Genomic DNA, 23,555 nt, shown 5'->3' with positions numbered 1-23,555 from the left:
GCCGACGCAAAGCCGACAGATCGCTCCGGTACGGCGGCCGGCGGCCGCCGCACCGGAGCCGACCGGTCAGCCGGCGCCGCAGGTAGGCGTGAGGGTGCCGCTCGAACCCGTGCCCTGGAAGCCGAACTCGGTGGACTGGCCGGCGCCGAGCCGGCCGTTGTAGGAGACGTTGGTGAACTGCTGGGCGCCGCCGGAGCCGGTCCGGTTCGCGTTCCAGGTGCTGGTGACCGCGGCGCCCGCGGGCAGGGTCAGGCCGACGGTCCAGCCGTTGATCGGCGCCGCGCCCGCGGTGACCTTGACGGTGGCGACGAAGCCGCCGGTCCAGGCGTTGACCGACACCGTCGCGGTGCAGCCGGCGACCGGCGGCGGTGAGCTGGGCGGCGGTGAGCTGGGCGGCGGGTCGCTGGGCGGCGGGGAGACCGGCGGCGAGGACGGCGGGGGAGTGCTGGGCGGTGTCGTGCCCAGGGTCGGGGTCTGCCAGGTCCGCCACTCGGCCAGGTTGCCGGCGGCCTTGCTGGAGATCCGGATCGTGCCGGCCGCGGAGCCGGTCCGCAGCAGGTACTTCTGGATGTGCTGCTGCAACGGGGTGCGCCACTCCGCCCGGTTGGCGCAGTGGTTGCCGTCCTGGATGTCGGACCAGTACGTCAGGTTGGCCGGCACGCCCAGCGCCCGGTAGACCTCCGCCGCGCCCAGCGCCGCCACGCTGGCGGACCGGGGACCGAGGTTGGCGATGTGCGGGTTGTCCATCACGAACAGCCCGCGCGGCGCGACCATGGCCGCGACCTCGTGCGTGTCGACCGGCAGCCGCCCGGGGCTGCCGGTGAACGAGCCGAACGCGTCGCCGAGCCAGGGCTGCTCGCCGTACGCGCTGCTCAGGCTCTGGGCGCCCTCGCCGGGGATGCCGCGGAAGATCGGCGCGCCGGCGCTGCCCGACTCGATCGGCATGGTCAGGGCGATCCGCTGGTCGAACGCGCCGATGACAAACGCGCCCTTGCCGAACCGCGAGCAGCCGGTGACGCCGGTCGCGTCCGCCTTGAGGACGGTGCCGTTCGACTGCTCGATGACGTCGATGATCCGGCTGACCCCCCAGGCCCAGGCCATCAGCAGGCCGGTGCTGCTGGACGAGCCGTAGATGCTGTAGAACGCGCCCTGCTTGTTGGTGCGCGGGGTGCCCTCCTTGCCGACCGCGTACGGGTCGTAGTTGATCACGGCGGCGCCGGCGGCCTTGATGGTGGCGGTGTCGGCGCCGAAGCCGCCGAGGACGACCACGGCGGGGAACGGGCCGGTGCCGCTGGGCAGTTCGACCCGGGCCGAGAAGCTGGAGCTCTTGCCGTTGTGCGCCACGTTCACGGTGATGCCGGTGCTGGTGACGGTGCCGGAGACGCTCGCGGGTTTGGCGGGCTTCTCGCCGTAGACGAACTTCTCCGCCAGCTTCTTGATCTCGTTCCGGCGGCACTGCCAGTCGGCTACGGTGCTGATCCGGGTGCCGTCCAGCCGCTTGAACGGGTCGGGGAGCTTGGCCTCGGTGGGCAGGGCGCCCGCGTCGGGCAGGGCGGGCGCGGGGCAGTTCACGCCCTCGTCCTCCACGGTGGAGGCCGCGGCGGCCTGGGCGGGGGTGGCTCTGGGTACGAGTGCCGCCACTCCGGCGACCGTGAGCGCGGCTACCGCGAGCGCGACGATCGTCGAGCGGATGGTGAAGCGGCCCGAGTCGGTGGACACCAGGGCTCTCCTTCCGGGTGCGGGGGGCGGGAGCCAGCTCCGGAACTTCCGGCCGCAAGACCGTGGAAGCGCTCCCATGAGGATGCGTACAGTGTTGGGCAACGCATCGATAAGTGTCAACGTCGCGCGCTCATCGCCGGTCGGCCCGCCGGGTGGATCACGGTCAGCTCCCGAAAGTTCCGGAGGGCCCGGGACCTGGAGGGCCGAAGGTCCCGCCAGGTACGGCGGGGCGGCTCTGATCATCGGCTCGGTTCTCGGATGGAATTGGGGTGCCACAACGACAAGGAAGGACGTGGACGCCATGACCGCCGTCCAGCACCCCACGACCAGTAAGGCCACTACTACGACTCCCCGGGCGGCCAGCGTCCCGGTGGTGGAGACGACGAAGAGCAAGGCGACCCGGTTCACGTTGGCGGGTCTGCGGTTGGCGCTGGGGTGGGTGTTCCTGTGGGCGTTCATCGACAAGGTGTTCGGTCTGGGGTTGGCGACGCCGGAGAAGGGTGCCTGGATCAACGGTGGCAGCCCGACGAAGGGGTTCCTGGGTAACGCGGTGGCGGGTCCGTTCGAGGGCTTCTATCACAGCATCGCGGGTGCGGCGTGGGCCGACTGGATGTTCATGCTGGGTCTGGCGGCGATCGGTACGGCGTTGATCCTGGGTGTGGGTCTGCGGCTGGCTGCGGGGGCGGGGACGCTGTTGCTGGTCATGATGTGGACTGCGGTGCTGCCTCCGGAGAACAACCCGTTCATGGATGATCACCTGATCTATGCCGGTGTGCTGGTCGTGCTGGCTCTGACGGCTGCCGGTGAGACGTTGGGTCTGGGCAAGGTGTGGGCGAAGCTGCCGATCGTGCAGCGCCTCCCCTGGCTCAAGTGAGCCCCGGCACGACCCGACCACAGGGCGGCACCCGACAGGGCGCCGCCCTGCAGTGCGTTCCGGCAGGTCCACCGGGGAATCGACGATTGATCAACTTTGCCACGCCCGGGACCTTTGACCCTTGGTCGGAGGATCATCGCCAGGGTAGGAATGAGGCATGATTCGTGTCTTCCTCCTCGACGACCACGAGGTCGTCCGTCGCGGCCTCGCCGATCTGCTGCACGCCGCCGGGGACATCGAGGTGGTGGGCGAGTCCGGGTCCGCACAGGAGGCGACCCGCCGCATCCCGGCGCTGCGCCCGGACGTGGCGGTGCTGGACGCGCGGCTGCCGGACGGCAACGGCATCGACGTGTGCCGTGACGTGCGGGCGGTGGACTCGTCCATCCGGGGTCTGATCCTGACCTCGTACGAGGACGACGAGGCGCTGTTCGCCGCGATCATGGCCGGCGCGTCCGGTTACGTGCTGAAGCAGATCCGCGGCACCGACCTGGTGGACGCCGTACGGCGGGTGGCGGCCGGGCAGTCGCTGCTCGACCCGGCGGTGACCCAGCGGGTGCTGGAACGCATCCGGCACGGCGTCGAGCAGCCCCGCGAGCTGGCCTCCCTGACCGATCAGGAGCGCAAGATCCTGGAACTCGTGGCGGAAGGCCTGACGAACCGGGAGATTGCCGGAAAGATGTTCCTCGCGGAGAAGACCGTCAAGAACTACGTCTCCAGCCTGCTCGCGAAGCTGGGCCTGGAACGGCGTACCCAGGCCGCGGTGCTGGCCACCAAGCTGCTCGGCGAGCACCCGCACTGAGCCATCGGGACCGCCCGCGACGAACCGGGCAGTCCCGGACCGAGATATTTCGTTAGTCAAGAGCACCGGAGGAACAAGCGTGACCGCCGTATCGGAACACCAGGCCGGGATCCGTGACGATGAACTGGTGCGGGCTCTCGCCGCTCCGGACGACTCCGAGATCGCCCAGCTGGACGCCTGGTGGCGCGCCAACAACTACCTGACCATCGGCCAGATCTACCTCGGCGCCAACCCGCTGCTGCGGGAGCCGCTGGCCGCTGAGCACATCAAGCCCCGGCTGCTCGGGCACTGGGGCACCAGCCCGGGCCTGTCGCTGATCTACGCGCACGTGTCGCGGCTGATCAAGCGCACCGGTCAGCAGTCGATCTATCTGGCCGGTCCCGGCCACGGCGGCCCGGCGCTGGTCGCCGCCGGCTACCTGGAGGGCACCTACAGCGAGGTCTACCCGGAGGTCTCCCAGGACGAGGCCGGCGTGCTCCGGCTGTTCCGGCAGTTCTCCAGCCCCGGCGGCATCCCGAGCCACGTCTCGGTGACCACGCCCGGCTCGATCCACGAGGGCGGCGAGCTCGGCTACGTGCTGGTGCACGCGTTCGGCTCGGTCATGGACAACCCCGACCTGCTGACCATCGCCGTGGTCGGCGACGGCGAGGCCGAGACCGGCCCGCTGGAGGGCTCCTGGAAGGGCGTCTCCTTCATCAACCCGGCCCGCGACGGCGCGGTCCTGCCGGTCCTGCACCTCAACGACGCCAAGATCGCCGGACCGACCGTGCTGGGCCGCAAGGACCCGGCCGAGGTGCGCTCGCTGCTGCAGGGCCACGGGTACGAGGTCCTCGAGGTCACCGGCTCCGACCTGCCCGGCATGCACCACCGCTTCGCCGCCGCGCTCGCCGAGGCCTGGGGCAAGATCCGGGAGATCCAGCGGTCGGCCCGCGAGGGCGACTGGGACGGCACCCGCCCGCGCTGGCCGCTCATCATCCTGCGCTCGCCGAAGGGCTGGACCGGCCCGGAGACGGTCGACGGCATCAAGGTGACCGGCACCTGGCGCTCGCACCAGGTCCCGCTCTCCGGGGTCCGCGACAACCCGGAGCACCTGGCCGTCCTGGACACGTGGCTGCGGTCCTACCGCCCGGAGGAGCTGTTCGACGCCGACGGCCGGCCGACCGAGCTGGTCCGGGGTCTCACCCCGGAGGGCGACCTGCGGATGAGCGCCAGCCCGCACGCCAACGGCGGCCTGCTCACCCGCGACCTCGACATGCCGGACTTCCGCGACTACGGCGTCGAGGTGGTCCGCCCGGCGGCCCAGCACGCCGAGTCGACCCGCAAGCTCGGCGAGCTGATGCGCGACATCTACAGCCGCAACCCGGAGACCTTCCGGCTGTTCTGCCCGGACGAGACCAACAGCAACCGGCTCGGCGCGATCTTCGACGTCTCCGACCGCGGCTTCATGGAGCGGGTCACCGACGAGGACGTCAAGCTCAGCCGGAACGGCCGGGTCATGGAGGTGCTCTCCGAGCACAACTGCCACGGCTGGCTGGAGGGTTACACGCTCACCGGCCGGCACGGCATGTTCGCCACCTACGAGGCGTTCGCCATGGTCAGCGCCTCGCAGACGGTCCAGCACGGCAAGTGGCTGCAGGAGGCCAAGCACCTGCCGTGGCGTGCCAAGGTGCCCAGCCTGAACGTGCTGCTCACCTCGACGGCGTGGCGCAACGACCACAACGGCTTCTCGCACCAGGGCCCTGGCCTGATCCAGGTGGTCCTGACCCAGCGCGGCGACGTGGCCCGGGTCTACCTGCCGCCGGACGCCAACACGCTGCTGTCGGTGGCCGACCACTGCTTCCGGTCGCGGTCGTACATCAACCTGATCGTCATCGACAAGCAGCCGCAGCTGCAGTTCCTCACCATGGACGAGGCCGAGGAGCACTGCGCCCGCGGTGCCGGCATCTGGGAGTGGGCGGGCACCGACGACGACAGCCGCGACCCGGACATCGTGCTGGCCTGCGCGGGCGACGTGGTCACGATGGAGACCGTGGCGGCGGCGCAGATCCTCAAGGAGCGGCTGCCCGGGATGAAGGTCCGGGTGGTCAACGTGGTCGACCTGATGACCCTGGTGCGCCCGAAGGACCACCCGCACGGCATGAGCGAGACGATGTTCACCGAGCTGTTCACCGACACGGTCGACGTGGTCTTCTCCTTCCACGGCTACCCGGGCGCGATCCACCAGCTGGTGCACGGCCGCCCGGACGCCGACCGGTTCCGGGTCCGCGGCTTCATCGAGCAGGGCACCACGACGACCCCGTTCGACATGACCGTGCGCAACAAGGCGTCCCGTTACCACCTGGTGATGGACGCGATCAACAACAGCAAGCGGCTGCCGCGCGGCGCCGCGGAGCTGAAGGCCTGGTGCGAGCAGCAGCTCGCCAAGCACGAGGCGTACGTGGTGGAGCACCTGGAGGACATGCCCGAGGTCCGCGACTGGACCCTGGGCGACTGGGCCCAGCAGGGCTGATCCTCAGCGACAGGAACGGGGCGGGGCGGTGCCGGCGCAAGCCGGTGCCGCCCCGCCCCGTTGTGCGGTCAGTGCGGCCGGATCTCCCAGGCCGGCAGCCGGGGCTCGTCGTTGTGCACGACGACGGTGGCGTGCTCGGCCGGGCGGGCCGTGGCGAAATAGAGCTGCTGGGCGTAGACCGCGTGCCGGAAGCGTCGATCCCCGCCCGGGCCGAGCGGTCCGAGCAGCACCCGGTTCAGCGCGTCGTAGTCGTGGGCGTCGAAGTAGCAGCCCTCGGCCGAGTACTCGCCGCGCGGATAGCGCCGCGCCCGGGGGACAAGGAAGTCATCGATCGTCCGCACGGATGACCTCGTGGCCCCGGGCGCGCAGGACGACGGCCAGCTCGTCGGCGAGGGTGGTCTTGCCCGCGGCGGGCGGCCCGTCGACGGCAACCCGCGTCGGGTGGGCGACGGTGACGGACCCGACCGCCTCGGCCAGGCGGCCGAGCAGCTCGGCGCGGCTGCCTCTTTCCATGCTCTGCCGTCCTCGTCTCGCGAAGGCAACGTGTCGGGCCGACCATAGGCCGCGCCGGCCCTTTCGTGCCTGCCGGGAGCGGCACGGCAGGATGGCGGGCGTGGGATCGAGGGGAGCGCCGGTCATCGTGATCACCGGGGCCATGGCCGCGGGCAAGTCCACCGTCGCGCAGGGGCTGGCCGAGCGGCTGCCCCGCGCGGCCCACGTCCGCGGTGACGTCTTCCGGCGGATGATCGTCTCGGGCCGGGAGGAGGTCACGCCCGCCGCCGCGGCCGGCGCGACCGCCCAGCTGTGGCTGCGGTACCGGCTCGCGGCGGCTGCCGCCGACGGTTACGCGCGGGCCGGTTTCACCGCGGTGCTCCAGGACGTCGTCCTCGGCCCCGATCTCACCCGCTACCTGGACCTGCTCACCGCCCGGCCACGCTTCGCCGTGGTGCTCGCGCCGCCGCCGGACGTGCTCGCCGAGCGGGACCGGCGGCGGGGCAAGCGGGGTTACGGCGCCTGGACCGCGCAGGCGCTGGACGCGTCGCTGCGCTCCGGCACCCCGCGGCGGGGCCTGTGGCTGGACACCGGCTCCCAGACCCCGGACGAGACGATCACGGAGGTCCTGGCGCGCCTGCCCGAGGCACGCTGGGACCGGGACGGCTGACCGGGCCGGTCAGCGGAACAGGGTCAGGTCGATCGACTCCGCCAGCGCCCGCTGGCCGGCGACGTTCGGGTGCAGCGGGTCGGCCTGGTAGGCCGGCAGGACCCGGCTCGGGTCCTGCGGGTCGCGGACCGCCGCGTCGAAGTCCGCCACCCCGTCGATCGCCGGCGTGGTCCGGATCCACGTGTTGACCTGCTGGCGGGTCGCTTCCTGGTCGCTGCCGAAACAGCCCGCGTCGCAGCCGTACGGGGTGATCGTCGCCCCGATCACCGTGATGCCGGCCCGGTGTGCGCGGTCCGCGATGGTCCGCATCCCGGCGATCAGCGCGTCGGCGCCGGCGTGGTAGCCGATGTCGTTGATGCCCTCCGCCAGGATCAGGTAGCGGACCCGGGTCTGCTGCCGGACGTCCGCCCGTTCCCGGCTCAGGGCGGCGATGCTGGTGCCCGCGCCGCAGCAGTCGGTGCGGTCGGTGAGGATCTGGTTGCCGCCGATGCCCTGGTTGAGCACGCCGTAGCGGCCGCCGGCGGGGCGGGCGCGGAGCCGGGCGGCGAGCTGGTCGGTCCAGCGGTCGTTGCCGTTCCAGGTGGTGTAGGCGCCGTCGGTGATCGAGTCGCCGAGCGCCACGATGCTGCCGGCCGCCGCCGGGGCCGGCCGGACGTCGACGCCGCCGAGCCAGAACCACGAGTTGACGGTGCCGGTGAACGGCGTGCCAAGGGCGCCGGCCTGGTTGCCGGCCGCCACGAACTGGGTGCCCTGGGCCGCGTCGTGGCCGGTGATCGCCGCCGCGTCGCCGCCGGCGGTGACGTACAGGTCGACCGCGAGGTCCTGGCCGGGTGCGACGGCCAGCTCCACCGGGTCGCTGACGACCTCGGTGCCGGTGCGGACCGTGACCGTGCTCCGGCCGCGGAAGGTCACCCGGCGTGCGGTGCCGGCGACCAGGTCGGGCGCCCCGGCGGCGACGGCCCGGGCCGCCGAGACGGCGCCGAAGGTGACGTCCTCGGCGCCGAAGCGGTTGCTCAGCCGGATCCGCACCGGCGAGCCGCCGAGCGTCGGGTGCACCAGCAGCCGCAGGGTCTGGTCGGCGAAGGCCGGGCCGGCCTCGCGCTGCGGGCTGGTCGCCCAGGCCCCGGTCCACGGCCCCACGAAAGCCGGCCCTACGGGAGCCGGCCCCACGGGAGCCGGCGCCACGGGAGCCGGCGCCACGGGAGCCGGCGCCACGGGAGCCGGCGCCACGGGAGCCGGCGCCACGGGAGCCGGCGCCACGGGAGCCGGCGCGGCGGCGGACGGCGCGGCGGCGGACGGCGCGGCGGCGACGAGCGGGGAGACCAGCAGCGCCGCAACGAGGGCGGCGCGAACATATCTATGCATGTCGATATCGTAGGGCGCTACCGGGCGGTACGGTGCTGCCACGCGGTGCGCGCCTCGGCCACCTGCACCAGCGCCTGGACCAGCGGCAGCGACTCCTCGGCCGCCACCTGGCCGGCCAGTTCGAACTCGCTCATCCGGGACAGCTCCCAGAACGCGTACGCGTCCACGTCCGGCGTCAGCACCAGGTCCGCGTCCCGGGCCAGCTGCTCCTCCACGCCGGGCTGGAGCGCGCTGACCGCCACCATGATCTGCACCATGGTCTTCGGCGGCCGGCGCGGCAGCGGACCCGAGACGTCCACCGCCACCACGATGTCCGCGCCCATGCTGCGGGCGAGCGCGGCCGGGACCATGTCCACCAGGCCGCCGTCGACCAGCAGCATGCCGTCGCGCTCGACCGGCGGGAACACGCCCGGGATGGCCGAGCTGGCCACCACCGCGGTGGCTACCGGCCCCTCGTCCAGCACCACCCGGCGGGCGGTGGTGAGCTCGCAGGCCACCGTCGCGAACGGCAGCGGCAGGTCGGCGAAGGTCCGGCCCTCCAGGGTCTTGTCCAGGAACGCCGCCATCCGGGCGGTCTCGAACAGCGACCGGCCGGTGATGCTCGGGCGCACCAGCCGCTTCCAGTGCAGGGTGCGGGCCAGCGCGGAGATGTCCGGCGCGCTCATGCCCGCCGCGTAGAGCGCCCCGACCAGGGCGCCGGCGCTGCACCCGGTGATCACCGCCGGGGCCAGGCCGGCCTTGTCCAGCACGTTCAGCACGCCGATGTGCGCCGCGCCGCGGACCGCACCGCCGCCCAGGGCCAGTCCGATCCGGACCGGCGGCGCCTCGGCGGGTGGTTCCGGGCGGCGATCTGTCGGCTCCATGGCCCCAGCGTGCCGGGCCGCCCCACCGCCTCACAAGCGCAACCGGCCGGTGGCGGGGTCTCTGCCGGATTCGTCCGCGCCGGAACCGCGCCGATGGTTTGCTGATCACGTGGCGGACAAGGGGCGATGGCGGGCACTGACGGACCGGCGGGTCGGCACCAAGATCATGATCGCGGTCGGCGTCATCGCCGTCATCAGCATCGGCGACGGTCTCTTCGCGCTGGCCAGCCTGAGCAGGATCAACGACCAGGTCAAGACCGTGTACACGCACAGCCTGGAGCTGAAGACCATAGGGGAACTGCGCAGTGCGGTGAACCGGACCTGGCTGGCCGCCGACGACGACATGCTGGCCACCACCGACGCGGAACGCGCCACCGCCGGCACCGCCCTGAGAGCCGCCGAGGACGACGTCGCCGCCAAGAGGCGGGAGTACCTGGCGTTCCCGATCGGCGCCGAGTCCCGCACCGCGATCACCGCCTTCTCCGCCGACTGGCAGCGGTACGTCGCCTTCGCCTCCGGCCGGTTGGAGCCGGCCGTCGCCGCCGGTGACCGGGCCGCCGTGGCGGAGCTGCGCACCGGGCCGCAGGCGGAGCTGCTGACCGCGCTGCGGGCCGACATGAGCGCCCTGGCGGAGGCGACGGTGCGCGAGGCGGCCGACCAGGAGGCCGGCGCGGAGGAGCTGTACCGGACCACCCGGCTGTGGGTGATCCTGGTGCTGGCGGTGAGCGCGCTGGTCGGGCTGGCCTTCGCCGCGGGCATCGCGCAGCTGATCGTGCGGCCGTTGGCGCGCTGCGTGCGTACCCTGCGGACGATCGGCGAGGGTGACCTGACCGCCCGGGTCCGGGTCGCCGGCTGCGACGAGATCGCCCAGCTGGGCGACACCCTGAACGCCACCGCGGCCGCGATGGCCGGCCTGGTCGGCAAGGTCTCCGCCAGCTCGCACACGCTGGCCTCCGCGTCCGAGCAGCTCTCCGCCGTGTCGCTGCAGCTCTCGGCCTCCGCCGAGGAGACCTCGGCACAGGTCACCACCGTGTCGGAGTCGGCCGACCAGGTGTCGGCCAGCGTGCGGGCGGTCGCCGCCGGCGCCGAGGAGATGGGCCTGTCGATCCGGGAGATCGCCGACAACGCCGTCGAGGCGGCCGGCGTGGCCGCCGGGGCGGCGCGCACCGCGGAGGCCACCAACACCAGCGTGGCCCGCCTCGGCGCGGCCTCCACCGAGATCGGCGACGTGATCCGGCTGATCACGGCGATCGCCGAGCAGACCAACCTGCTGGCGCTCAACGCCACCATCGAGGCGGCCCGGGCCGGCGAGATGGGCAAGGGCTTCGCGGTGGTCGCCAGCGAGGTCAAGGACCTGGCCCAGGAGACCGCCAAGGCCACCGAGGACATCTCCGCCCAGGTGGCCTCGATCCAGGCGGAGAGCAACGGCGCGGTCGAGGCGATCCGGGAGATCGCCCAGGTGATCACCACGATCAACGACTACACCACCACCATCGCCTCGGCGGTCGAGGAGCAGACGGCGACCACCGGCGAGATCGCCCGCAGCGTCGGGCACGCCGCAGCCGGCTCGGCCAGCATCGCCGAGACCATCTCCGGGGTCGCCGAGGCCGCCCAGCAGGTCACCAGCGGCGCCACCGAGACCCAGCAGACCGCGGCCGAGCTGGCCCGGATGGCCGCCGAGCTCAGCACCACGGTCTCGGCCTACCGGGTCTGAGTTCAACCGCGGGCGGTCCGCAGCCGTATCACCGGTCATGAGGGTGTTGCTGGTGGAGCACGACGAGTCGATCGCGGAACCGCTCATCGACGGCCTGGCCCGGTACGGCATCACCGCCGACCACGTGGCCACCGGGGCCGCCGCGCTGGCCGCGGCGCCGCACGACCTGGTGCTGCTCGGCCCCCGGCTGCCCGACATCGATGGAACCGACCTCTGCCGCCAGCTGCGCCGCGCCGGGACCGCCCCGATGATCATGCTGACCGGCCCCGGCGACGACCCGGCCCCGGGCGCCGACGACCACCTGGCCCGGCCGTTCAGCGTCGGGGAACTGGTGGCCCGGATGCGCACGGTCGCCGGCCGCACCGTGCCCGCCGAGAACCCGGTCCACCGGTACGGGCCGCTGGCGATCGACACCCGCACCCGGCAGATCCGCCTGCACGGCGTCCCGATCCCGCTCGCGCCCAAGGAGTACGACCTGCTGGTGCTGCTGGCCGCCGACCCGGGCGCGATCGTGGACCGCCGGCACATCCTCGAGACGGTGTGGGAGCCGGACTTCCTCGGCCCCGGCAAGACCCTCGACTTCCACGTGGCCAGCCTGCGCCGCAAGCTGGGCGACGCCGGCTGGATCGAGAACCGCCGCGGCGTGGGCTTCCGCCTCGTGGTCCCGGCCTGACCCGTCAGGCGGTGTCGAGCTCCGCCAGCACCGCGCGGTGGTCGCTGCCCGGCGCGCGCAGCACCCAGGACCGCTGGGTGGACATGCCGCGCTGCAGGATGTGGTCCGGCCGCAGCACCGGCAGCTCGGCCGGCCAGGTGAAACCGAAGCCCGCGCCGGCCTCCTGCTGGGTGTCGCGCAGCGGGGCGAACGCGTCGAACTGCCGGTCGGTGGTGGCCGTGTTCAGGTCGCCGGCCACCAGCACCCGGGGGCTCTCGTCGGCGGCGACCGCGGCAGTCAGCGCGGCGATGGTCTGGTCGCGCTCGGCGGTGGCGGCCGGGCGAGCCGACGCGAGGTGCGCGGCGTAGAGCCGGACCGGGCCGTCGGCGCTGGGCACCGACACCCGCAGCGCCCGGGTCCAGCCGATCCCGATGTCGACCGGGGCCGGATCGGTCAGCGGCAGCGTGCTCCACAGCCCGACGGTGCCGGTCACCGCGCGGTACGGGTAACCCGCGTCGAGCGCCGCCTGCGCCGCCGCCAGGTTCGCCCGGGTCAGCTCCTGGAGCACCAGCACGTCGGGCGCCGCGTCGACGACCGCGCCCAGCGCCGCGGCCGGGCTCGGGTTGGCCGCGCCCAGGTTCAGCGTCGCCACCCGCAGGTCGTGATGGTCGGCCGCCGACCGGGGCACCAGCACCGGCCCGAACATCGCCGCCCAGCACCCGGCCGGCAGCAGGCAGATCACGAAGGCCCGCGACGAGCGGCGCAGCGCCGCCACGGCCAGCGGGGCGGGCACCAGCAGGCCCAGCCAGGGCAGCCCGCTGTCCAGGGCCGTGCCGAGCGCGCCCGGCACCAGCCGGTGCAGCAGCAGCGTGGCGGCCAGCGCGACGGCGGCCGCGGCGGTGATCGCGCTGCCCACCCGCCACCGCCGTCCTGTCATCCGGCCAGCCTAGTGAGGGTGTCCCGCCGCCGGTTCCGGGCCGTGGCTGTGCGCGTGCTCGGGGTCCGGATGGATCAACGCGCTGGTCAGCCGGGGTACGGCATGCCCGAGCCGGTGCTCGGCGTCGACCGCGATGGCGTGCGCCGCCGCCAGCGACAGCTCGGCGCCCACGGTGATCTCGGTCTCCGCGTGCAGCCGGTGGCCGATCCAGCGCAACCGGACCGAGCCGACGTCGAGCACCCCGGGCGTCGCCCGCAGGCACGCCTCGGCCCGGTCGACCAGCGCCGGGTCGACGGCGTCCATCAGCCGCCGGTAGATCTCCCGGGCCGCGCCCCGGAGCACCAGCACGATGGCCCCGGTGATCAGCAGGCCGACCACCGGGTCCGCCCAGCGCCAGCCGAGCGCGGCCCCGCCCGCGCCGAGCAGCACGGCGAGCGAGGTGAAGCCGTCGGTGCGCGCGTGCAGCCCGTCCGCGACCAGCGCCGCGGAGCCGATCCGCCGGCCCACCCCGATCCGGTACCGCGCGACGATCTCGTTGCCCGCGAAGCCGAGCAGGCCGGCCGCCGCGACGTACCCGAGGTGGGTCAGGTCCTGCGGGTGCAGCAGCCGCCGGACGGCCTCGTAGCCCGCGAAGACCGCGGAGGCCGCGATGGTGGCGACGATCGCGATCCCGGCCAGGTCCTCGGCCCGGCCGAAACCGTAGGTGTACCGCCGGGTCGCCGCCCGCCGCCCCAGCAGGAACGCCACCCCCAGCGGCACCGCGGTCAGCGCGTCGGCGACGTTGTGCAGGGTGTCGCCGAGCAGCGCCACCGAGCCCGAGTACGCGACCACAACCGCCTGCCCCGCCGCGGTCACCCCCAGCACCACCAGCGAGATCCACAACGCCCGCAGGCCGGCCCGGGAGGACTCCAGCGCGGTGTCGACCTTGTCGGCGGAGTCGTGGGAGTGCGGGGTCAGGGCGTGCCGCAGGCCGGTCACGGCTGAACCTCCGTGGGCATGCCCTTCTGGCCCTCGCCTGCGAGGCCGTTGTCGGCTCCGGCCGGGAGCTGCTCGGTGCAGGCGGTCATGGCTGAACCTCCGTGGGCATGCCCTTCTGGCCCTCGCCTGCGAGGCCGTTGTCGGCTCCGGCCGGGAGCTGCTCGGTGCAGGCGGTCATGCCCGCAGAGTAGGCGACCGGCTACCCGTGCGACAACGCTGCAAAAGCCCCTGACCTGCAACAAGCCTCAGGTGAGCGGCAGCAGCTCGGCGGGCGAGCCGTCGGCCCAGCCGTCCTCCAGCACGGCGAGGGCGTCCGCGCCGGCGGCTCCGGCCAGGCTCGCGGGCCGGCTGCCCGGCACCACCACGGCGTGGTCGCCGGCCAGCCGTACCGGGACCAGCCGGGTGTGCGGCGCCGTGACGACCACGTCGCCGTGGACCGGCAGGCGCGGGGCGGGCGGCACGGCGCGGCCGGTCAGGCCGTACAGCAGCGGTTGCAGCACGGTGAGCGCCGCGACCAGCCCGGCGAACGGGTTGCCCGGCAGCCCGGCCACCCAGCGCCCGTCCGGCAGCGCGGCCAGCAGCTGCGGGCCGCCCGGCCGGCAGGCCACCCGGTCGACGAGCCGCCGCGCGCCCGCCTTCTCCAGCACCCGGTGCAGGTGGTCCGCGGCGCCCGCCGACGACGAGCCCGTCACCACCACCACGTCGGCGTCCGGCGCGGCCAGCCGATCGGCCAGCAGTCCCGGGTCGTCGCGCAGCAGCAGCCGCTCGGCCACCACCGCGCCCGCGCCCCGGACCAGCGCCGACACCATCGGCCCGAAGACGTCGCGCACCTGCCCGGGCGCCGGCACCCCGGCGCCGATCACCTCGTCGCCGGTGACCACCAGCCGGACCCGGGGCCGCCGGCGCACCGGCACCTCGTCGGCGCCGCCCTGGGCCAGCAGCCCGGCCACCGCCGGCGTGACCAGCCACCCGGCGCCGGCCAGCTCGGCGCCGGCCCGGGCGTCCTCGCCGGCCCGCCGGATGTGCGGCCGGTCCGGCGCCGCCGCGCGGGTCAGATCGGCGGTCTCGTACGGCAGCACCGCGACCGCCCCGGCCGGCACCACCGCGCCGGTCATGATCTCCACGGCCTGCCCGGCGGCCAGCGCCCGCGGCCACACCGGGCCGCCGGCCATGACCCGGCCGAGCACCCGCCACGGCCCGCCGGCGCCGACGGCATAGCCGTCCATCGCGGCGGTGTCGGAACCGGGCAGGTCGGCGCGGGCGCGGACCGCGGCGGCCAGCACCCGGCCCACCGCCCGGTCCAGCGGTACGTCCTCGGCCGGCAGCGGGGCGGCGGCTTCCGCGGCGATCCGGCGTGCGGCACGCCACGGGGTGGCACGATCGGTGGTTGGCATCGGTGCCAGTGTCACATCCGCGGCGCCGCCCGGACGCGACGCCCGGCCGGTGCGCGGTGAGCCCTGCGACACGCGTCGCTTTTCGTCGATGTCCTTGACCGACGGCGGGCGGGACGACACCCTGCGGAGGATGACGATCACTCGCCGTACCCTGCTCGGCGCCGCCGCGGCCACCGGCGGCGCCCTGGTCCCCGGCGCGGCCGCGCAGGCCGCGCCCCGCCGGGCGGTCCGCCCGCCGATGCTGCGCCCCGGCGACCGGGTCCGGGTGGTCGCGCCCGGCTCGGCGCCGGACGCCCGGCTGGCCCGGGGCGTCGAGATCCTCACCGGCTTCGGCCTGGTGGTCGAGCTGGGGGCGCACGTCCACGACCGGTACGGCTACCTGGCCGGCACCGACGAGGCCCGGCTCGCCGACCTGAACGCGGCGTTCCGCGACCCGGGCGTCCGCGGGGTGTTCGCGGCCCGGGGCGGCTACGGCACCCAGCGCGTCATCGACGGCCTCGACCTGGCGGCGGTCCGCCGGGACCCGCGGGTCTTCGTCGGCTTCAGCGACCTCACCGCGCTGCTCGGCCGGCTGTGGCGCGGCGCCCGGCTGGCCGGCTTCTACGGCCCGATGGTCAACTGGACCGACTCCCGCACCGGCCCGGTGGAGATCGCGTCGCTGCGCGCGGCGATCATGTCGACCGATCCGGTGGTGCTGACCCGCGACCCGGCCGAGCCGAGCGCCGCGGTCGAGGTGCCCGGCGCGGCGACCGGGACGCTGCTCGGCGGCAACCTGACGATCCTGCAGACCGGCTACGGCACCCGCGACTTCCCCGACCTGGCCGGGGCGATCCTGCTGTTCGAGGACACCGACGAGGCGCCCTACAGCTACGACCGGATGCTGACGCAGCTGCGCCGGGCCGGGGCGCTGGACCGGATCGCGGGCATCGCGATCGGCCAGTTCACCAACGCGCCGGTGACCGCCGGGCAGTGGACGGCGGCGCAGGCGGTCCAGGACCGGGTGGGCGACCTGGGCGTGCCGGTGCTGGGCGGGCTGCGGATCGGCCACGGCAACGGGCAGCTGACGGTGCCGCTCGGCACCCGCGCCACGATCAACACCGCGGCCGGCACCCTGACCGTCGCCCCGGGCGTCACCGCCCGAGCCTGACCCGCCTGACCGCCCGGCCCGGTCCGGGGCCCGCCCGGCCCTGACCGCCCAGGTCGCCCACCCGGCCCTGACCGCCCGGCCCTGACCGCCCAGGTCGCCCACCCGGCCCTGACCGCCCGGCCCTGACCGCCCGGCCCTGACCGGGCCCCGGACCGGGCCGTCCCTTGGCGCGGCTCGCCGCGTGCGTGGGCCTACGCGGCGCAGAACTCGTTGCCCTCCGGATCGCGCATGACCCACCAGTGCCCGGCCGGGCCCTTGTTGAACTCCTCGATCCGGGTCGCGCCCAGACCCTCCAGGCGGGACACCAGCTTGTCCAGGCCGCCGGGCTCGCTGTGCACGTCGATGTGCAGGCGGTTCTTGCCCGACTTGCCCTCCGGAACGTCCTGGAACAGCAGCCGCCGGCCCCGGCCGATGCCGCTGGTCTCGTCGAACGGGTCCGCCGGGTGGCGGATCGCGGCGAAGCCCCGGAAGATCTTCCGGCCGCGGTGCTCGTGGACCGCCTCCTCGCCGATCTGGCCGGCGGCGAGCAGGTGCCCGATGAGCGCACCCGGGTCCTCCACCTCGTATTCCAGGGCGGCGGCCCAGAAATCCGCGAGGACGGGTGCGTTCGCGCTGTCGATGACCAACTTCCAACTCAGAGCCATGTAACCCGTTATAGTGGTTACGGCGGTCGCCCGCAACCCCGGTGGTCAGCCCGCCTGTATCGCCGCCAGGAAGCCGCCCGCGAGGTCGAGCATCTCGTCCGCCGTACGGACGGTCAGGGTGAGGTCGATGAACACCTCGTCGGCGCGCGCCGCCCGGGCGTAGTCGGCGATCTGGTGCAGCGTCCCGTACGCGGGCACCCGGGCCGGATCCGCCGGCGTGTCCGTCAGCCTGGGGTTCAGCCGCTGGACCATCCGCAGGTCGCCGGGGTCACGCCCGTACTCCCCGGCCTGCCGGCGGATCGTGGCCCACATCCCCGCCAGGTGCGGCAGCGGCAGGCCCACCGCCAGCCAGCCGTCCGCGCGCCGGGCCACCCGGCGCAGCGCCCGCGGGTCGAAGCCGGCCGGCAGGATCGGCGGCCGCGGCCGCTGCACCGGCTTCGGGCCGATCCGGCTCGCCGGCACCGTGAAGTGCCGGCCGGTGTGGGTGACCACCTCGTCCGCCCAGATCGTGCCGAGCAGGTCCAGGGTCTCGTCGAGGCGGTCGCCGCGCCCGGGCCGGTGAGCGTGCCGTAGTGGGGCAGGTTCGCCGCCGATGCGCACGCGTGGTCCCCGTCCGTCCTCTGTGGTCCGGCGAGCTTAGGCCCGGGCGTGCCGCCGTGGTCCCCGATGCGGTCGGATCTCCGACTGCCGGCCACCGGGCGCACCCCAGGGTCGGCGCCGGTCAACCCCAGGGTGTCGCCCGGATCTCAGGCCGGCCGCGGAAATCTAGCGTCATTCGGGTTCCGACCGGCGCCGCCGCAGCGGACGCCGGACCCGCGGGACACGAACACGGGGAGAACGATCATGACGATCGACCAGTGCCACGACACCCGGGCCGTGCTCAGCGACGCCCAGGCCGGTGCCGCCGGCGCCGCCGAACGGTTCGTCCGCCAGTTCGAACGGCTCGTCTGGTGGACGGTGCGGTCCTTCCGGTTGCCCGAGTCCGACGCCGAGGACGTCGTGCAGAACACCTGGCTGCGCGCGTTCGAGCACCTCGGTGACGTGCGGGACCCGGAGCGGGTCAGCTCCTGGCTGGTGACCATCGCCCGCCGGGAGTGCCTCAAGCTGCTGCGCGCCGGCAAGCGGGAGGTGCCCGGCCTGGAGCTGCGGACCGAGACGCGCGACGAGCGCGCCCCGCACCCGGAGCAGACCGCCGTCGACGCCCGGATGAACGACCTGCTCTGGCAGCACGTCAACTCGCTGCCGGCCTCGTCCCGCGACCTGATGGTCGCGCTGAGCAGCAACGACGCGCCGGGCTACGCCGAGCTCGCCCGGTGCAAGGGCATCCCGATCGGCAGCATCGGGCCGACCCGGATGCGCTCGCTGCGCAAGCTGCGGACGTCGCTGGAACGGGCCGGCCTGGGGGCACAGGCATGGCAGTAGGGGACGGGTGGGGCGTGGCGGCCGGTGCCGGTCGCCACGCCCCGCCGCGCCCGCGGTCAGGCCTGGGCGTCGCCCGCGATGCCGGCGAGGTCGGCGCGGGACCGGATGTTGGTCTTCCGGTAGATGTTGCTCAGGTGGTACTCGATGGTCTTCTGCGACAGGAACAGGGTGGCCGCCGCCTCGTGGTTGGTGGCGCCCCGGGCCACCACCAGCGCCACCTGCAGCTCCTGCGGGGTGAGCCGGGGGAGCGCGTCGGTGGAGCGGCCCACGGTGGAGCCGGTGGCGCGCAGCTCGGTGCGGGCCCGTTCGGCCCAGGGCTGGGCGCCCAGCCGGTTGAACGTCTCCAGGGCGTCGTGCAGGTGCGCGCGGGCGTCGGCGCGGCGGCGGGCCCGGCGCAGCCGCTCGCCGTAACCGAGCTGGGTGCGGGCCCGCTCGAAGGGCATCAGGGCGCACCCTGGCGCCTCCAGCGCGATCGTGAAGGCCGCGTCCATCTGCTCCGGGGCGGCCAGCAGCGCCCGGCACCGGGCCGCGGCGGCCTCGGCCCACAACCCGCCCGAGCGCGACTCGTGCGCGGCGAGCAGCTCCCGCGCGGCGTCCGGCCGGCTGTCCCTGATGTACGCCTCGACGAGGTCGAACACCCACGGCACCACGGCCGGCTCGTGGATGTGCGCGACCACGGGCAGCTCCCGCACCGCCTCCAGGCGGGTGATCGCCTCACCCGCGTCGCCCTGGCTCAGCGCCAGCAGGCCCAGCTCGTGGCCGGTGTAGAGGTCCATGCACGCGACGCCGAGCCGTTCGGCCACCTCCATGGTCCGGCTGACCTGCTTGCGGCAGTCGTCACCGCGGCCCTGGACCGCGTCCAGCCGGCCGGCGAAGAACAGCCCGTACAGGTTGGCCTGCCGGGTCTCGCTGGCCAGCCGCAGGCTCTCCGCCGCGCTGACCCGCGCGTCGTGCCAGCGGCCGACCCGGAAGTGCAGCTCCGAGGAGATCCCCAGGGCCTGCGGGAGCACGCCCAGCGCGCCGGCCGAGCGGGCCGCGGCGACCACCCGGCCGACCAGCTCGCCGGCCTTGTCGAAGCCCTCCAGCCAGATCCAGGTCAGCGCCGCGTGGCAGAGATCCTGGGCACGCACCAGCGGATCGGCCGCCAGCAGCTCGGCGTGGTGCTGCTGGAGCAGCTGCCGGGCCGCGGGCCGGTCGCCGGCCAGGGTGTGCCCGCCGGCCAGCGCGACGGCGGCGACCAGCTGGGCCACCCCGCCGACCCGGCCGGCCAGCTCGTAGCCGCGGCGGACCACCGCCTGCAGCTGCTCGATGTCACCGACCATGAAGTACGGGATGCAGGCGTCGGAATACATCAGCGCGGCCCGCGCCGGATCGCTGCGCTCGACCGCCTCCGCGCTCGCGACCAGGAACGGCAGCACCCCGCCCGGGCGCTCCCGCCACATCCGCACGTACGCGTCCATGTGCTGGATCAGCGCCCGCCGGCTGGGCTCGGTGGTCAGCGGCAGAGCGTCGTCGAGCAGCGTCAGCACCTGGTCGTTGCGCCCGGCGAGCTGCCAGCAGCGGGCCGCGCGGACCAGCAGCCGGGCCCGCACCGGGCCGCGGCTGAGCCGGGCGGCCTGGCCGAACGCCCGCGCCGCGGCCACGTAGCCGGCGCGCCGGCTGGCCCGCAGCGCGGCCTGCTCCAGCTCCGCGGCGACCTGGGCGTCGGGGGCCAGGGTGGCCGCCGCCAGGTGCCAGGCCCGGGCGTCGGCCGCGGCGTCACCGGGCACGTCGGCCAGGGCCTCGGCCAGCGCGGTGTGCGCGGCGCAGCGGTCGTCCATGGACGCGCCGTGGTAGACCACCGAGCGCAGCAGCGGGTGCCGGAACTCGATCCGCCGGTCGTCGACGGTGATCAGGTCCTGCTTCTCCGCCGGGGCGAAGTCGCGCAGCTGCAGCCCGGTCGCCCTGGCCGCGGTCAGCAGCGTGCCGATGTCGCCGCCGACCGCCGCCGCGGCCAGCACCAGCGCGCGGCGGGTGTCCTCCTCCAGCTGCTCCAGCCGGCCGCGCAGGGCCCGCTCGATCCGCGAGCCGGGCGCCACGAACGGCGCGGTGACCCCCACGTCGGTCAGCTCCGGGCGTTCCCGGCACAGCTCGATGACCCCGAGCGGGTTGCCGGCGGTCGCGGCGTGCACCCGCGCCCCGGTGCCGGCCGGGCTCACCTCGAGCGTCGCCCGGCACAGCTCGTCGACCTCCTCGACGCTCAATCCGGAGAGCGCCACCTGCGCCGAGCGCAGGCCGGCGGCGTCGGCCGGGTCGCGGGTCGCCAGCAGCAGCGCGATGCCGTCGGCGTGCAGCCGCCGCCCGGCGAACAGCACCGCCTCGCGCGAGGACGCGTCCAGCCACTGGAGATCGTCGACCACGATCAGCAGCGGCGCGGACTCGGCGGCGGCGGCCAGGATGCCGACGGTGGCGGCGCACACCGTGAACCTGTCGCCGGCCACCGGCGGGCCCAGGGCCAGCGCGCTGCGCAGCGCGGCGGCCTGCGGGGCGGGCAGCTCGTCCAGGATCGACAGCACCGGGCGCAGCAGGTCGGCCAGCCCGGCGAACGGGATCTCCGACTCGTCCTCGTAACCGCGGGCGGCCAGCACCCGCATGCCGGTGGCCTGCTCGGTCGCGTACCGGACCAAGGTGGTCTTGCCGATGCCCGGCTCGCCGGTGAGCACCAGCGCGGCGCTGTGACCTCCGCGCGCGCCTGTCAGAAGACCGTCGATCAATGCACGTTCGGCGGTCCGTCCGAGCATCATCGGCCGAGTGTATTCCCGCGCCGGGACGGCGAGGATACCCGTACCGGATCGGCGCGAGCCGGCTCGGTTGATCTTTCGCGAAGGATCATCATCATGATCGAGACATCGAATCAGCCCGGTGGCGAGTCGCGGGACGGCTCCTATCTGTCCTCGCTGGCCGGTCGCGGCACGCCGCTGACCGTGCTCACCCCGATGCCCCGGCGCTGGGTGCCGCTGCTGAAGGGCTTCCTGTTCCTGCGCCACCTGATGGGCGCGCCGCAGGACCTCAAACGGATGTCGTTCATCCACTTCGCGCACTGGTCGGTGATCCCGCGCCTCCCCGGCCAGCAGCGCCGCTCCCGGTACGCGTACCTGCTGTTCCGCAGCGACTTCAACGGCGCCTGGGGCAAGTACATCGACGCGTTCTCGCTGGAGATCCCGGCCCGGATGGCGCTGATCTGGGGCTGGTCCTTCGGCTTCCCCGGCGCGCTGCCCCCGGAGCCGTTCCGCCGCTACATCGCCGCGAACGACCTGGACGTGGACCACTACTACGCGGCCTACCCGGACGCCGGGGTGACCGAGATCGCCGCCGCGCTGCGCGTGCGGGAGGCGTACCGGCGGCACCTCGACGGCGCCGAGCCGGCCGAGTTCGGGGCCGCCTGGCAGCGGTTCGTCGACGAGGTCCCGGGCGACCTGTACAGCTGGGAGGCCCAGTCATGAGCGACACCACCATCGGCACCCGGTCGGTGACCGTGTTCGCGCGGATCGCCGACGGGCGGGCGGCCGACATCCGGGAGCGGCTGCGCGCGTACCGGGAGCAGAGTCCCTTCGCCGGCCTGCCCGGGGTGCACTTCGCCCGGCTCGTCGTGCTGGAGCACGCGGTGCGCCAGCAGCGGCCGACCGAGTGGACGCTCAAGGCCCGGCTGCTCGACCTGCTGGCGCACGCCGGGCGGCCGCCGCGCCCGGACGACCTGCCGCACCCGTACCTGATGATGACCGCGACCGTCGACGGCGAACCGGCCGGCTTCTTCCGGCGGCTGCAGCAGCTCGGCCCGGAGGCCGACGCGATCTGGGGCGACTGCACCGGCTATCCCGGCCACCACCGCACGGACGCCTTCGTCGCGTTCTTCACCGAGCGCAGCGTGCGGGCCGACTACACGTTCTCCGGCAGCCCCGAGGGCACCGTCGCCGAGATCACCGACGCGCTGCGGCTGCGGCGCAAGGTGGCCGCCTTCGCCGCGACCGCGCCGGACGTCGCCGACGGCACCCTGCGCAGCCGCTTCCGCACCGCCGTCGACCTGGAAGAGACCGTCGCGGACCCGGCCGGGCCGGTGGCGGAGCTCGACCTGCCGGACATCCAGGGACTCGTGCTGCGCGGCTACGGCGATCACAGCGTCGCGGCGCACCTGTTCCTCCAGATCACCTCGGGCCCCCGGGCGCGGCGCTGGCTGCGTACCGTCGCACCCGCGATCACCTCGGCCGCCGACGTGGGTGACCGGCCCGCCCGGGCCCTGCATCTGGGGATCAGCCACGCCGGGCTGACCCGCCTGGAAGTGCCCGCCGCCGAGCTGGCGGACTTCCCGGAGGAGTTCCGGGAGGGCATGCACGCCCGCGAGCACCTGCTCTCGCCCGGCCGCGGCACCAAACCCTGGCAGGAACCGTTCGACGCCCCCGGCACGGTCGACCTCGTGCTGCTGCTCTCGGCCACCGGCAGCGACGAGCTGGACCCCTGGCTGGACCGGCTGCGGGCGGAGCTGGCCGACAGCGGCGGCCTGACGGTCGTGGGGGAGCAGCGCGGCGCCCGGCTGAGCGACCCGGAGGGCGACGCCGCCACGTTCGTCGAGCACTTCGGCTTCGCCGACGGCATCTCCCAGCCCCGGGTGGCCGGCTACGGCCGCGGCACCCCCGGCGAGGTGCTGCCGCCCGGCGAGTTCGTGCTGGGCCGGCCGGACGTGGACGGCGACGTCGCCGGCCGGCGCCTGCCGCCCCACCTGCGCCGCAACGGCAGCTTCCTGGTCTATCGCAAGCTGGAGCAGGACGTGCCCGCGTTCCGGGAGATGACCTCGGCGGCCGCCGCGAGCTTCGCCGGGGGAGCCGACGACGTGGCCGCGGGGCTGGTCGGCCGCCGCCGCGACGGCGAACTGCTGGCGCCCTGCCCGGTGGCCGCCCACGTGCGGCGGGCCAACCCCCGCGGCACGCTGCCCGGCGGCAGCAAACTCACCCGCCGGCACCTGATGCTGCGGCGCGGCATCCCGTACGGGCCGTACCTGCCGCCCGGCGCGGAGGACGACGGGCAGGAGCGCGGGCTGCTGTTCCTGGCGGTGGTGGGTGACCCGGGCCGGCAGTTCGAGTTCGTGCAGACCGAATGGCTGGCGGACGGCAACGTCTTCGGCCGCGGCCGCGAGGAGGACATCTTCACCACGGCGGGCGGACCGGGGGCGAGAATCCTGCTGGAGGGGGAGCCACCGGCGTACGTGGCGGTGCCGAGGCCGCTGGTGACCTGCCGGGGTGGGGAGTATTTCCTGCTGCCGGGGCTGGCCACGGTGCGGGCGCTGGCCGGGTCGGACTGAGCGCGGCGCCGGCCCGGCCGGGTGCCGCGCCGGGCTGCGGGTGG

General features: G+C 74.5%; 19 protein-coding genes and 1 pseudogene. 10 read left to right on the top strand and 10 right to left on the bottom strand.

All coding sequences use genetic code 11. From position 1 onward, the window contains the following. Positions 1-66: 66 nt before the first annotated feature. A complete protein-coding gene (locus ACIBQZ_RS16490; protein WP_396089463.1) occupies positions 67-1,719 on the bottom strand; it encodes a cellulose binding domain-containing protein in 1,653 nt (550 codons plus the stop codon). 301 nt (positions 1,720-2,020) lie between these two features. Between ACIBQZ_RS16490 and ACIBQZ_RS16485 the strand changes: the two genes are divergently transcribed. The 3 genes from ACIBQZ_RS16485 to ACIBQZ_RS16475 all read left to right on the top strand — a co-directional run bounded on the left by ACIBQZ_RS16485 (position 2,021) and on the right by ACIBQZ_RS16475 (position 5,901). Beyond that, positions 2,021-2,593 carry a hypothetical protein gene (locus ACIBQZ_RS16485; RefSeq protein ID WP_396089504.1) on the top strand — a complete coding sequence of 191 codons (573 nt, stop codon included), beginning with the start codon at positions 2,021-2,023 and terminating at the stop codon, positions 2,591-2,593. A 157-nt stretch (positions 2,594-2,750) separates the two neighbouring features. Further along, on the top strand, positions 2,751-3,392 hold the full coding sequence (locus ACIBQZ_RS16480; RefSeq protein ID WP_396089462.1) for a response regulator: 642 nt from the start codon (positions 2,751-2,753) through the stop codon (positions 3,390-3,392). Positions 3,393-3,471: 79 nt separating this feature from the next. Further along, positions 3,472-5,901 (top strand): phosphoketolase, encoded by a 2,430-nt coding sequence (locus ACIBQZ_RS16475; protein ID WP_396089461.1) that lies wholly within the window; start codon positions 3,472-3,474, stop codon positions 5,899-5,901. Positions 5,902-5,969: 68 nt separating this feature from the next. Here the strand turns inward: ACIBQZ_RS16475 and ACIBQZ_RS16470 are convergent. Beyond that, positions 5,970-6,414, bottom strand: a pseudogene (locus ACIBQZ_RS16470) (hypothetical protein). Between the two features lie 100 nt (positions 6,415-6,514). On the opposite strand from ACIBQZ_RS16470, the gene ACIBQZ_RS16465 reads away from it, so the two are divergent. Beyond that, positions 6,515-7,063: an AAA family ATPase gene (locus tag ACIBQZ_RS16465; RefSeq protein WP_396089460.1), complete on the top strand. Its 549-nt coding sequence runs from the start codon at positions 6,515-6,517 to the stop codon at positions 7,061-7,063. Between the two features lie 9 nt (positions 7,064-7,072). On the opposite strand, the gene ACIBQZ_RS16460 is transcribed toward ACIBQZ_RS16465, so the two are convergent. Both ACIBQZ_RS16460 and ACIBQZ_RS16455 read right to left on the bottom strand, forming a co-directional pair. Then, positions 7,073-8,428 carry an SGNH/GDSL hydrolase family protein gene (locus ACIBQZ_RS16460; RefSeq protein WP_396089459.1) on the bottom strand — a complete coding sequence of 452 codons (1,356 nt, stop codon included), beginning with the start codon at positions 8,426-8,428 and terminating at the stop codon, positions 7,073-7,075. Between the two features lie 17 nt (positions 8,429-8,445). Continuing rightward, on the bottom strand, positions 8,446-9,291 hold the full coding sequence (locus tag ACIBQZ_RS16455; protein WP_396089458.1) for a patatin-like phospholipase family protein: 846 nt from the start codon (positions 9,289-9,291) through the stop codon (positions 8,446-8,448). 109 nt (positions 9,292-9,400) lie between these two features. On the opposite strand from ACIBQZ_RS16455, the gene ACIBQZ_RS16450 reads away from it, so the two are divergent. Beyond that, on the top strand, positions 9,401-11,005 hold the full coding sequence (locus ACIBQZ_RS16450) for a methyl-accepting chemotaxis protein (RefSeq protein ID WP_396089456.1): 1,605 nt from the start codon (positions 9,401-9,403) through the stop codon (positions 11,003-11,005). 37 nt (positions 11,006-11,042) lie between these two features. Beyond that, positions 11,043-11,678 carry a response regulator transcription factor gene (locus ACIBQZ_RS16445; RefSeq protein ID WP_396089454.1) on the top strand — a complete coding sequence of 212 codons (636 nt, stop codon included), beginning with the start codon at positions 11,043-11,045 and terminating at the stop codon, positions 11,676-11,678. A 4-nt stretch (positions 11,679-11,682) separates the two neighbouring features. On the opposite strand, the gene ACIBQZ_RS16440 is transcribed toward ACIBQZ_RS16445, so the two are convergent. The 3 genes from ACIBQZ_RS16440 to ACIBQZ_RS16430 form a co-directional block, all read right to left on the bottom strand. Next, entirely contained in the window at positions 11,683-12,594 is a 912-nt protein-coding gene (locus ACIBQZ_RS16440) for an endonuclease/exonuclease/phosphatase family protein (RefSeq protein WP_396089453.1), read from the bottom strand. Between the two features lie 9 nt (positions 12,595-12,603). Continuing rightward, positions 12,604-13,572 (bottom strand): cation diffusion facilitator family transporter, encoded by a 969-nt coding sequence (locus ACIBQZ_RS16435; RefSeq protein WP_396089452.1) that lies wholly within the window; start codon positions 13,570-13,572, stop codon positions 12,604-12,606. Positions 13,573-13,817: 245 nt separating this feature from the next. Beyond that, complete coding sequence (locus ACIBQZ_RS16430) at positions 13,818-14,966, bottom strand: molybdopterin-binding protein (RefSeq protein ID WP_396089451.1); 1,149 nt, start codon at positions 14,964-14,966, stop codon at positions 13,818-13,820. Between the two features lie 238 nt (positions 14,967-15,204). Between ACIBQZ_RS16430 and ACIBQZ_RS16425 the strand changes: the two genes are divergently transcribed. Next, positions 15,205-16,113: an LD-carboxypeptidase gene (locus tag ACIBQZ_RS16425; RefSeq protein WP_396089503.1), complete on the top strand. Its 909-nt coding sequence runs from the start codon at positions 15,205-15,207 to the stop codon at positions 16,111-16,113. 191 nt (positions 16,114-16,304) lie between these two features. Here the strand turns inward: ACIBQZ_RS16425 and ACIBQZ_RS16420 are convergent, their stop codons facing one another. Next, positions 16,305-16,757: a VOC family protein gene (locus ACIBQZ_RS16420; RefSeq protein ID WP_396089450.1), complete on the bottom strand. Its 453-nt coding sequence runs from the start codon at positions 16,755-16,757 to the stop codon at positions 16,305-16,307. 45 nt (positions 16,758-16,802) lie between these two features. Next, positions 16,803-17,357 (bottom strand): LLM class flavin-dependent oxidoreductase, encoded by a 555-nt coding sequence (locus tag ACIBQZ_RS16415; RefSeq protein WP_396089448.1) that lies wholly within the window; start codon positions 17,355-17,357, stop codon positions 16,803-16,805. A 243-nt stretch (positions 17,358-17,600) separates the two neighbouring features. Between ACIBQZ_RS16415 and ACIBQZ_RS16410 the strand changes: the two genes are divergently transcribed. After that, complete coding sequence (locus ACIBQZ_RS16410; protein WP_396089447.1) at positions 17,601-18,179, top strand: RNA polymerase sigma factor; 579 nt, start codon at positions 17,601-17,603, stop codon at positions 18,177-18,179. A gap of 56 nt (positions 18,180-18,235) precedes the next feature. Here the strand turns inward: ACIBQZ_RS16410 and ACIBQZ_RS16405 are convergent, their stop codons facing one another. Continuing rightward, on the bottom strand, positions 18,236-20,962 hold the full coding sequence (locus ACIBQZ_RS16405) for an ATP-binding protein (RefSeq protein WP_396089446.1): 2,727 nt from the start codon (positions 20,960-20,962) through the stop codon (positions 18,236-18,238). Between the two features lie 93 nt (positions 20,963-21,055). On the opposite strand from ACIBQZ_RS16405, the gene ACIBQZ_RS16400 reads away from it, so the two are divergent. Together ACIBQZ_RS16400 and ACIBQZ_RS16395 are read left to right on the top strand one after the other, a co-directional pair. Continuing rightward, complete coding sequence (locus ACIBQZ_RS16400; RefSeq protein ID WP_396089444.1) at positions 21,056-21,661, top strand: hypothetical protein; 606 nt, start codon at positions 21,056-21,058, stop codon at positions 21,659-21,661. Then, complete coding sequence (locus ACIBQZ_RS16395) at positions 21,658-23,511, top strand: Dyp-type peroxidase (protein WP_396089443.1); 1,854 nt, start codon at positions 21,658-21,660, stop codon at positions 23,509-23,511. The genes ACIBQZ_RS16400 and ACIBQZ_RS16395 overlap by 4 nt, the downstream gene beginning before the upstream one ends. The last annotated feature ends 44 nt before the right edge of the window (positions 23,512-23,555 follow it).

Source organism: Actinoplanes sp. NPDC049599 (assembly GCF_044465625.1).
Lineage (GTDB): Bacteria > Actinomycetota > Actinomycetes > Mycobacteriales > Micromonosporaceae > Actinoplanes.
Note: the sequence above shows the minus strand (reverse complement) of the source record. Positions and strands in the feature narration are given on the sequence as shown.

What these genes read in the sequence shown, in the direction of transcription:
- ACIBQZ_RS16485 (WP_396089504.1), top strand. Translation starts at nt 2,021, where the DNA reads ATGACCGCCGTCCAGCACCCCACGACCAGTAAGGCCACTACTACGACT.
- ACIBQZ_RS16480 (WP_396089462.1), top strand. Translation starts at nt 2,751, where the DNA reads ATGATTCGTGTCTTCCTCCTCGACGACCACGAGGTCGTCCGTCGCGGC.
- ACIBQZ_RS16460 (WP_396089459.1), bottom strand. Translation starts at nt 8,428, where the DNA reads ATGCATAGATATGTTCGCGCCGCCCTCGTTGCGGCGCTGCTGGTCTCC.
- ACIBQZ_RS16455 (WP_396089458.1), bottom strand. Translation starts at nt 9,291, where the DNA reads ATGGAGCCGACAGATCGCCGCCCGGAACCACCCGCCGAGGCGCCGCCG.
- ACIBQZ_RS16445 (WP_396089454.1), top strand. Translation starts at nt 11,043, where the DNA reads ATGAGGGTGTTGCTGGTGGAGCACGACGAGTCGATCGCGGAACCGCTC.
- ACIBQZ_RS16440 (WP_396089453.1), bottom strand. Translation starts at nt 12,594, where the DNA reads ATGACAGGACGGCGGTGGCGGGTGGGCAGCGCGATCACCGCCGCGGCC.
- ACIBQZ_RS16430 (WP_396089451.1), bottom strand. Translation starts at nt 14,966, where the DNA reads ATGCCAACCACCGATCGTGCCACCCCGTGGCGTGCCGCACGCCGGATC.
- ACIBQZ_RS16425 (WP_396089503.1), top strand. Translation starts at nt 15,205, where the DNA reads ATGCTGCGCCCCGGCGACCGGGTCCGGGTGGTCGCGCCCGGCTCGGCG.
- ACIBQZ_RS16420 (WP_396089450.1), bottom strand. Translation starts at nt 16,757, where the DNA reads ATGGCTCTGAGTTGGAAGTTGGTCATCGACAGCGCGAACGCACCCGTC.
- ACIBQZ_RS16410 (WP_396089447.1), top strand. Translation starts at nt 17,601, where the DNA reads ATGACGATCGACCAGTGCCACGACACCCGGGCCGTGCTCAGCGACGCC.
- ACIBQZ_RS16405 (WP_396089446.1), bottom strand. Translation starts at nt 20,962, where the DNA reads ATGATGCTCGGACGGACCGCCGAACGTGCATTGATCGACGGTCTTCTG.
- ACIBQZ_RS16400 (WP_396089444.1), top strand. Translation starts at nt 21,056, where the DNA reads ATGATCGAGACATCGAATCAGCCCGGTGGCGAGTCGCGGGACGGCTCC.
- ACIBQZ_RS16395 (WP_396089443.1), top strand. Translation starts at nt 21,658, where the DNA reads ATGAGCGACACCACCATCGGCACCCGGTCGGTGACCGTGTTCGCGCGG.